The following is a 9295-nucleotide window of genomic DNA, read 5'->3' as shown; positions in this document are numbered from 1 at the left end:
CTGGCCCGTTTTTATTCCGGATTCTAAATCCTAAAACCTCGTCGACCTGATCTCCACTCCTACTATATGAAAATAGTACCACAGGACCTGGCCGGGTCCTGTGGTACTAATCTTAGTATGTTTTTATACGTGTCGATGAATACGTTTGCAGGCTGTGTGTAAGCGCTTTTAAAATAGGTCCTAAAAGGGTTGAAAAAGTCCTACTTAAAGTCCATTATTATGATAGGCATTTATTATTAAAGGAGGCATCTTTAGATGATACCGTACAAGCATGAACCTTTTATGGATTACTCGAAAGAAGAAAACCGTAAAAAACTGGAAGAAGGTCTGGCTACAGTCAAGGACTATCTCGGTCAGGATTATCCGTTGATCATTGGTGGGGAACGCATTACGACTGAGGACAAGAAAGAATCCTATAACCCTGCTGATAAGGCGGAGACGATCGGCTATATGTACCAGGCCAATCAAGAGCATGCACAAAAAGCGATGGACACCGCATTGGAGACGTTCGAATCATGGAGGAAATATTCGTTCGAGTTCCGTTCCGATGTCCTGTTCAAAGCAGCGGCGATCGTCCGCAGGCGCAAGTATGAATTTACGGCGCTGCTTATAAAAGAAGCAGGAAAACCTTGGAAGGAAGCGGATGCGGATGTAGCAGAAGCCATCGATTTCCTGGAATACTACGGACGCAATCATCTTAAGATAAAAGATGGCGAACATGTGGAATCACGCCCTGGTGAGTATAATCAATTCAATTATATTCCGCTTGGTGTCGGACTTGTCATCTCTCCTTGGAACTTCGCCTTCGCAATCATGGCGGGTACGACAGCTGCTGCGCTGGTGACAGGCAACACAGTACTCCTCAAACCATCTTCAAGAACACCGATAGTGGCATACAAGTTCATTGAAGTGCTGGAGGAAGCAGGTATGCCTGAAGGCGTCGTGAACTTTATCCCAGGATCATCGAAGGATATCGGGGACTACCTTGTCGAACATAAGGATACACGTTTCGTCTCCTTCACTGGTTCCCGTGATGTAGGCACGAAGATCTACGAAAAGGCAGGCGTCGTCCAAAAGGGCCAGACGCACTTGAAGCGTGTCATTGCAGAAATGGGCGGTAAAGATACGATAGTCGTCGATTCCGGCGTGGACCTTGAAGAAGCAGCAGAGGCAATCGTCTACTCTGCATTCGGTTTCAGCGGTCAGAAATGTTCCGCCTGCTCCCGTGTGGTTGCTCTTGAAGATATACATGATGAACTCCTTGAGAAGGTTGTAGCCAAAACGAAGGATCTGAAAGTGGGTAATCCGGAAGCGGATGTGAATGTCGGACCAGTCATCGATGATGCCTCCCTTGAAAAGATTTCGAAGTACATCGAAATCGGTAAGAAAGAAGGCCAATTGGAGATCGGCGGCAAAACTGAAAATGAAACGGGACATTTCGTCCACCCGACCGTCTTCTCAAACCTTAAGCATGATGCGGTCATCATGCAGGAAGAAATATTCGGTCCAGTGGTCGGATTTACAAAAGCCAAGGATTTCGATCAGGCTATCGAATATGCCAATGCAACAGACTACGGCCTGACAGGAGCGGTATTCACAACGGACCGCCACCACATCGAACAGGCGCGTGAAGATTTCCATGTAGGAAATCTATACTTCAACCGCGGATGTACTGCGGCCATCGTCGGCTACCAACCTTTTGGTGGTTTCAAAATGTCCGGTACGGATTCTAAAGCGGGTGGTCCGGACTACTTGACTCTTCATATGCAAGGCAAAACGACTTCTGAAATGTTATAATGCAATTTGGCAGCATGATTATGAAAATTACAAAAAGTGAACGGGGGCTTACCCGCCTTTTTAAGAAAGGAAGATAGAATGACTAGATCACAGGAAATTATCGAGCAGACACAACAATACGGAGCACCAAACTACAATCCTCTACCAATCGTACTCTCAGAGGCTGAAGGCGTATGGGTGAAGGACCCTGAAGGCAATGAATATCTGGACATGCTGAGTGCATACTCCGCAGTCAACCAGGGGCATAGACACCCTAAGATAATCAAGGCCTTAAAAGACCAGGCGGACAAGCTGACGCTCACTTCCCGCGCGTTCCACTCAGATCGCCTAGGACCTTGGTATGAGAAAGTATGTAAGCTCGCCGACAAGGAAATGGCCCTACCGATGAACACCGGTGCCGAAGCTGTGGAAACGGCAATCAAAGCAGTGCGCCGCTGGGCGTATGATGTAAAAGGTGTAGAAGATGATAAAGCGGAAATCATCGCCATGAACCAGAACTTCCATGGCCGTACATTGGCAGCAGTATCGCTTTCTTCTGAACCGGAGTACCGCCGTGGATACGGTCCGTTGCTCGACGGCATCAAACTCGTTGACTTCGGTGATATCGACCAAATCAAGGAAGCGATCACTGAAAACACTGCAGCAATCCTGCTGGAGCCGATCCAAGGTGAAGCGGGCATCAATATACCACCTGAAGGCTTCCTGAAGGCGGTACGCGAAGTCTGCGATGAAAACAACATACTTTTTGTGGCAGATGAAATCCAAGCAGGCCTTGGCCGTTCCGGTAAGCTTTTTGCAACGCACTGGGACAATGTGGATGCGGATGTATATATCCTCGGTAAAGCACTCGGTGGCGGTGTCTTCCCGATTTCCTGCGTATTGGCCGACGAAGAAGTACTTGGTGTGTTCAATCCAGGTTCCCACGGCTCCACATTCGGGGGGAACCCGCTTGCTTGTGCAGTATCGGAAGCGGCGCTTGATGTCATGAATGATGAGAACCTCGTTGAAAGATCACGCGAACTCGGTGAATATTTCAAAGAAGAACTGGAAAAAATCGATAATCCTGTAATCAAGGAAGTGCGCGGTCGTGGACTCTTCATCGGTGTCGAGCTGACTGAAGCGGCAAGACCATATTGCGAAGAACTAAAAGAGCTCGGACTGCTCTGCAAAGAAACTCACGAAACAGTCATCCGCTTTGCACCTCCACTGATCATCTCCCAGGAAGATCTCGACTGGGCCATCGTTCAAATCAAAAAAGTGCTGGCAAAATAGTACTTGGAAATAACGCTTTTAAATAGTAACGAATATGGTACAATGATTATGAAAACAGTTCCAAAAAAAGAGGCGGATAAAAATGTCAGAGAAATCAAATCTTATCACTTCCACACAAGCGATCATCCATGAGGCTTTGGATAGACTCGGTTTTGATGAGGGTATGTATGAACTGATCAAAGAGCCGATGCGTCTTTTGACAGTGCGCATCCCGGTGCGCATGGATGATGGTTCAGTTAAAGTATTTACCGGCTACCGTGCCCAGCACAACGATGCTGTTGGACCGACTAAGGGCGGCATACGCTTCCATCCGGATGTTAATGAAGAGGAAGTTGTGGCACTTTCAATGTGGATGACCTTGAAATCAGGCATCGTCGATCTACCTTATGGTGGCGGTAAAGGCGGAATTGTGTGTGATCCGCGTGAGATGAGCATCCAGGAAGTAGAGCGTTTAAGCCGTGGCTACGTCCGTGCAATCTCTCAGATTGTTGGGCCTACAAAAGATATTCCGGCACCTGATGTATTTACGAACTCCCAGATCATGGCGTGGATGATGGATGAATACAGCATGATTGACGAATTCAACTCTCCTGGTTTCATTACCGGTAAGCCAATCGTCCTCGGTGGTTCCCAAGGGCGTGACCGTGCGACTGCGATGGGGGTCATCATCTGTCTGGAACAGGCTTTGGAGAAACGCAACATGGAGTTGAAAGATCTTCGCGTAGTCATTCAAGGCTTCGGTAATGCCGGAAGTTTCCTTTCAAAAATCCTGTTTGACAGGGGCGCTAAAATCGTCGGCATTTCGGATGCCAATGGTGCGTTGCACGATCCAGAGGGCCTGGATATCGATTATCTGCTTGATCGGCGCGACAGTTTCGGCCTAGTGACGAATCTGTTCGATGATGCATTGCCTGGTAAAGATCTCTTCAAAATCGATTGTGATGTCATCATACCTGCTGCGATTGCAAACCAGATCACAGAAGATAATGCAGACGATATTAAAGCGGAGATCATCTGTGAGGCGGCCAATGGCCCGACCACTAAAGAAGCGACGAAAATCTTGACTGATAACGGCAAGCTCATCGTGCCTGATGTATTGGCGTCAGCCGGTGGTGTTACGGTTTCCTACTTCGAGTGGGTCCAAAACAACCAAGGTTACTATTGGGATGAAGATGAAGTCAATGAAAAGCTTGAAATCAAGCTTAAAAAAGCATTCAATGATATCTACGACCTGCATGAAAACCGCCATATCGACATGCGGCTTGCAGCGTATATCATAGGTCTGAAACGAACAGCCGAGGCTGCGCGCTACAGAGGCTGGGCATAGAATAGACACCAATAAAGGATAGGCCGGACAGATAATCTGTCCGGCCTCTTTTGTATGGATATTCATAAAAATGTTGATTTATTGAATTTTTTGTATTATTATGAATGTTCGAATATTCACCTGAAATATGTGTGTGATGAGAGTCTAACTCAGTTTGCCATAAAATAGGGTGAAAGAGAAAAAGGAGAACTGATCATGACAGAAACCTCGAATTTGATTACATCAACACAATCAGTCATCTATAAGGCATTGGATAATCTTGGATACGATGAAGGAATGTACGAATTGATTAAAGCACCGCTCAGGATGCTCAAAGTGCGTATACCTGTAAAAATGGATGACGGTTCTGTAAAAGTATTCACCGGATACCGTGCCCAACATAATGATGCCGCGGGCCCAACTAAAGGTGGCGTCCGTTTCCATCCTGATGTCACGGAAGAAGAAGTCATTGCCCTTGCGATGTGGATGACACTAAAAGCAGGCATTGTAGATATACCATACGGCGGTGGCAAAGGTGGGGTGGTCTGCGATCCAAGGAATATGAGCAGTAGGGAAAAAGAAGAAGTCTCCCGTGGATATGTCAGGGCGATTTCTCAGATTGCAGGGCCGACAAAGGACATTCCGGCTCCTGATGTCTATACGGATGCGCAAACGATGGCGTGGATGATGGATGAATATAGCGTGAAGCACTCCGACGATCCATTCGAATTCATCACAGGCAAGCCACTTGCAGTCGGAGGATCGAAAGGACGCGAAACAGCGACCGCAATGGGTGCGGTGATGTGTGTTGAGCAGGCCATGGAGAAGGTGGGTATATCCATGAAGGATGCACGCATCGTCATACAGGGATTTGGCAATGCTGGAGGTTACATATCAAAGATGTTGCATGATAAAGGTGCAAAGATCATCGGAATATCAAGATCTTCAGGTGCCCTCTATAACCCTGAAGGAATAGATATCGATTATGTGCTGAGAAACCGGGGGAAAGTTAATCTGGCGGAAAAACTACCTGCAGAATCCATTACAAATAAAGCATTGCTCGAAGTGGACTGCGACGTCCTCATTCCAGCAGCAATCGCAAATCAAATTACTGAAAGCAATGCCTGGGATATTAAGGCAGAAATCATCTGTGAGGCAGCCAATGGCCCCACTACGGAGGAAGCAACGCGAATATTGACTGAAAAAGGTGTACTGATCATTCCGGATGTCCTTGCCTCAGCCGGCGGTGTGACGGTATCATATTTTGAGTGGGTGCAGAATAAACAAGGTTTCTATTGGGAAGAAGAAGAAATAAGGCAGCTGCTGGAAGGTAAGATGACAACTGCTTTTGAAGCCATATATAACCTGCACCAATCACGTCAGATGGACATGAGGCTCGCGGCCTACACGTTAGGTATAAGACGCGTATCAGAAGCAGTAAGGTTCAGGGGATGGGCCTGAGCGTCATCAATAAAAAAACGATTGCCCTAAACAGGCAATCGTTTTTTTGTATGCTTATTTTCTTCTGTCATTTTTCATCCTGTTGATGAGCGACTCCATCTCTTTGATATAGTCCCTATCATTTCCGGATGTATCCCGCGGTGGGGTGTCTTCCTGAACGTTCGGCGCTTCATCGCCGTCTTCTGGAACGTCGTCATCAGAAGTATAGCCATATTCATCTTCTGACGAAGCAGCTTCTTCTTTACGTTTTTGTGCATCAATCTCTCTTTGGGTGATGATTTCACCGTCCGGTGTCATGTACTTTTTATTCATCTTGCGTGTTTCAGAATCAAAGTAGCTGTAGATGATTGGAATGATGAACAGCGTCAGGAACGTACTGCTGATCAGACCACCTATTACTACGATGCCCATCGGTGCAATGAGTTCTGCCCCCTCACCAATGGCAAGTGCAAGCGGCAGCATACCGAGTGCGGTCGTCAGCGCCGTGATGACTATCGGGCGGAAACGGTCCTGGACACTCTTTTCGATCGATTCGAGCGTGGTCATGCCTTTGGCTTTCTGCTGATTGATGTAGTCGACCAGCAGTATGGCGTTGTTGACCACTATACCGAGCAGCAGGATGACTCCCACCACGGCAATGACGCTCAATGGATTATTTGTGATGATCAATGAGAACATCACTCCAATGATACTGAGCGGTAATGAGAATATAACTACGAATGGGTGTTTGAAGGATTCAAACTGGGCAACCATTACAAGGTAGATGAAGATGATGCCGAGCGTTATCGCAAGCAATAGTTGAGGGATTGCGTCACTCAGCATCTCCAGATCCCCACCGATTGACGTTTCTGTTTCATCTGCGAAATCCGTATCCTCAATGATGCTCTCAACATGACTGCCTGCCTCATTGAGGCTCATTTCAGGTTTATATGAAACAGTGAGTTCCGTCGTTTCCTTCTGGTCATCGCGGTTGATGAGGGAGAGCATCTCTGCTTCTTCCAATTCAGCGACATCTTCCACTGCGATATATTCGCCCTGGCTATTTGCAATCTGGATGTTCTTGAAGGCCTCAATGCTACTTGTGACGTCGTCTGGGTATTTGACATTGATCGTCAGGAACTCAGAGCCTTCGTCGACGGTGGAGGCCGGGACTCCATTAGTGGCCTCGTAGATTGCTGAGCCTATTTCTGCAGGCTGCAGATCATTTTCCCTGGCTGCTGCACGGTCCACACGTACTTGGAGTTCTTGGGACATGTTTTCGCGGCTTGAAGTGACATTGTCGATATCAGCGTCATCTTCCAATGCTTTTATGATGGTCTCCTCAGACTCCATGAGCCTTTTCGGATCTTCGTCTGCAACATTCAGCGCAAGTGTATTTGGATCAGAGCCTGTACCTGCCTGAGACATCGGGTTGACACTGATGTCGGCGGAAGAATTGACGCTTTCAATTTCATTTTCTATGTCGCTAATGAATTCATTGGTCGTCATGCCGCGTTCACCCGGGCTGACTAAAGTAGCCATTATATTGCCGACGTTGCTCTCATCAACCGGACTCATCGTAGAAGTGGAGCCGATGGTGCTCATATAGGTATCGATTTCCGGATAATCTTCAAATTTTTCTTCTATAAGCTTAATGGTCTCTTCTGTTTCGGAAAGGATGGCATCCTGCGGCATTTCCACTTCAACCGTCAGCGTACCTTCATCGCTCTCCGGCAAAAGATCCAAGCCTTGGATATAGATGCCAATGCCGCCGGCTATAAGGATCAGCGCTGTCAGTATGAGGACTGTCAGGCGATTGTTGAGTGACCAGTGGGACAGTTTCCTGAGCCCTTTCATATAACGGCGGTCCCGTCTTTTCTCTTCTTCATTGTCATCCGGTGCATCCAGAATGCGGCTGGCCAGCATCGGGACCACGGTCAGGGCGACAAAAAGTGAAGCCAACAGGCTGAATACTACGGCTACAGCAAATGGCGTGAACAGTTGGCCGACTAGGCCACTGACGAAGACAACAGGCAGGAAGACTGCTGCTGTAGTCATTGAAGAAGCGGTGATGGCACCAGCCACTTCCTTCGTCCCCACACTTGCTGCTTGCCTCGGTGTCTTACCCATCGACAGATGGCGGTATATATTTTCTATGACGACGACGGCGTTATCGACGAGCATACCGATGCCGAGTGCCAGGCCACCAAGCGTCATCAGGTTTATGCTGATGTCCGTAAAGAACAAAAGAGCAAATGTAGTGATGACGGAAAACGGTATGGCAATACCGATTATGAGTGGTGATTTCAAATTGCGCAGGAATGCGAAAAGGACAATCATCGCAAGTATTGCACCGCTTATCAATGATAGGTAGACACTGTTGATGGCGAGGTCTATATACTCCCCTTCATCATATAGCGTTTCAACATTGAGGTCCTCAAATTCTTCCTTGTCGAGCTGTTCGTCAAGGACAGATTGGAATTCCCCGTTGACGGTCGATGCGTTCGCATCGGATGCAAGACTCATTTCAATCTGCATAGCGTCTTCCTGGTTCAGGCGGGTGATGACAGCGTCATCCTGTTCCGTTATGGCGACATCTGCTACATCATCGAGAGTGAGTGTGCCGGCGCCTTCAGGCAGATCCGCCAAGACCAGTTCCTCGAGTGATTCGACTCCGTCGATCTCACTTACCGTCCGGGTTGTGATGGATTCTTTTTCTTCTTCATCGACGATTGTGGCGTTCGGTATAGAAATGTTATTGGCTTCAATGATGTTGGCCACATCGCTTTGGCTCAGCTGATACTTCTCGAGTGCTTCGGTATCGAGCGCTACTGAAATTTCTTCAGTAATGCTGCCAGTTTCACTGATCGAGGCCACACCATTGATGTTTTCGAGTTCATTGATGAGATCCTCAACCTGACCCTGAAACTCACTGACTGATTTATTGTCAGAGGATACGGCAAGAGTCAGGCTCGGGAGCATCGTAATGTCGAACTCCAGGAAGGATGGATCTCCTGCCTCCTCGGGTAGGCTTGTATTTTCTATCGTACGTACGATTTCATTTTCGACTTCATCTATCGTCATGTCGTATCCGAATTCAAGAAGGACGACAGAAGAACTTTCCTGCGATTGGGAGGATATATTAGTCAAACCGCTGACTGTAGAAAGTTCTGCCTCGAGCGGCTTCGTCACATCTTTCATCACTTCTTCAGGTCCAGCCCCCTGGTAGCTGGTCGCCACTGCAGCGATTGGCGGTTGGACATTCGGCAGCAGCTGCAGTGGCAGTCTGGTCAGGGAAACGGCTCCGAGAAGGATGAGTATAATCATGATGACGATGGTGAATTTTGGTCTTTTTATTGAAAAATCGGCTAGCTTCAAGTGGCTTCACTCCTGTATAATATGAGATGTATATTGTAACCCGACAACGTGTTGTACTATGACAATATTAGTTAAATTATATATATGATTCAACCTACAATC

General features: G+C 47.4%; 5 protein-coding genes. 4 read left to right on the top strand and 1 reads right to left on the bottom strand.

Features of this window, described 5'->3' with window-relative positions; all coding sequences use genetic code 11:
* The first annotated feature begins 255 nt into the window (after positions 1–255).
* From pruA to ABD734_RS10895, 4 genes are all read left to right on the top strand, one after another.
* Positions 256–1797, top strand: a complete 1542-nt coding sequence (pruA, locus tag ABD734_RS10910; RefSeq protein ID WP_344704238.1) for an L-glutamate gamma-semialdehyde dehydrogenase — start codon at positions 256–258, stop codon at positions 1795–1797.
* 78 nt (positions 1798–1875) lie between these two features.
* Positions 1876–3069, top strand: coding sequence for an ornithine--oxo-acid transaminase (locus tag ABD734_RS10905; RefSeq protein WP_344704236.1), 1194 nt, complete (start codon positions 1876–1878; stop codon positions 3067–3069).
* Positions 3070–3151: 82 nt separating this feature from the next.
* A complete protein-coding gene (locus tag ABD734_RS10900; protein WP_344704234.1) occupies positions 3152–4396 on the top strand; it encodes a Glu/Leu/Phe/Val family dehydrogenase in 1245 nt (414 codons plus the stop codon).
* A gap of 195 nt (positions 4397–4591) precedes the next feature.
* Entirely contained in the window at positions 4592–5836 is a 1245-nt protein-coding gene (locus ABD734_RS10895; RefSeq protein WP_344704232.1) for a Glu/Leu/Phe/Val family dehydrogenase, read from the top strand.
* Between the two features lie 54 nt (positions 5837–5890).
* On the opposite strand, the gene ABD734_RS10890 is transcribed toward ABD734_RS10895, so the two are convergent.
* Complete coding sequence (locus tag ABD734_RS10890; protein ID WP_344704230.1) at positions 5891–9193, bottom strand: efflux RND transporter permease subunit; 3303 nt, start codon at positions 9191–9193, stop codon at positions 5891–5893.
* Positions 9194–9295 lie beyond the last annotated feature (102 nt).

Origin of the sequence: Salinicoccus jeotgali (genome assembly GCF_039538805.1) — a bacterium.
Lineage (GTDB): Bacteria > Bacillota > Bacilli > Staphylococcales > Salinicoccaceae > Salinicoccus > Salinicoccus jeotgali.
This window is presented reverse-complemented; position numbering and strand designations above follow the sequence as displayed.

What these genes read in the sequence shown, in the direction of transcription:
- pruA (WP_344704238.1), top strand. Translation starts at nt 256, where the DNA reads ATGATACCGTACAAGCATGAACCTTTTATGGATTACTCGAAAGAAGAA.
- ABD734_RS10905 (WP_344704236.1), top strand. Translation starts at nt 1,876, where the DNA reads ATGACTAGATCACAGGAAATTATCGAGCAGACACAACAATACGGAGCA.
- ABD734_RS10900 (WP_344704234.1), top strand. Translation starts at nt 3,152, where the DNA reads ATGTCAGAGAAATCAAATCTTATCACTTCCACACAAGCGATCATCCAT.
- ABD734_RS10895 (WP_344704232.1), top strand. Translation starts at nt 4,592, where the DNA reads ATGACAGAAACCTCGAATTTGATTACATCAACACAATCAGTCATCTAT.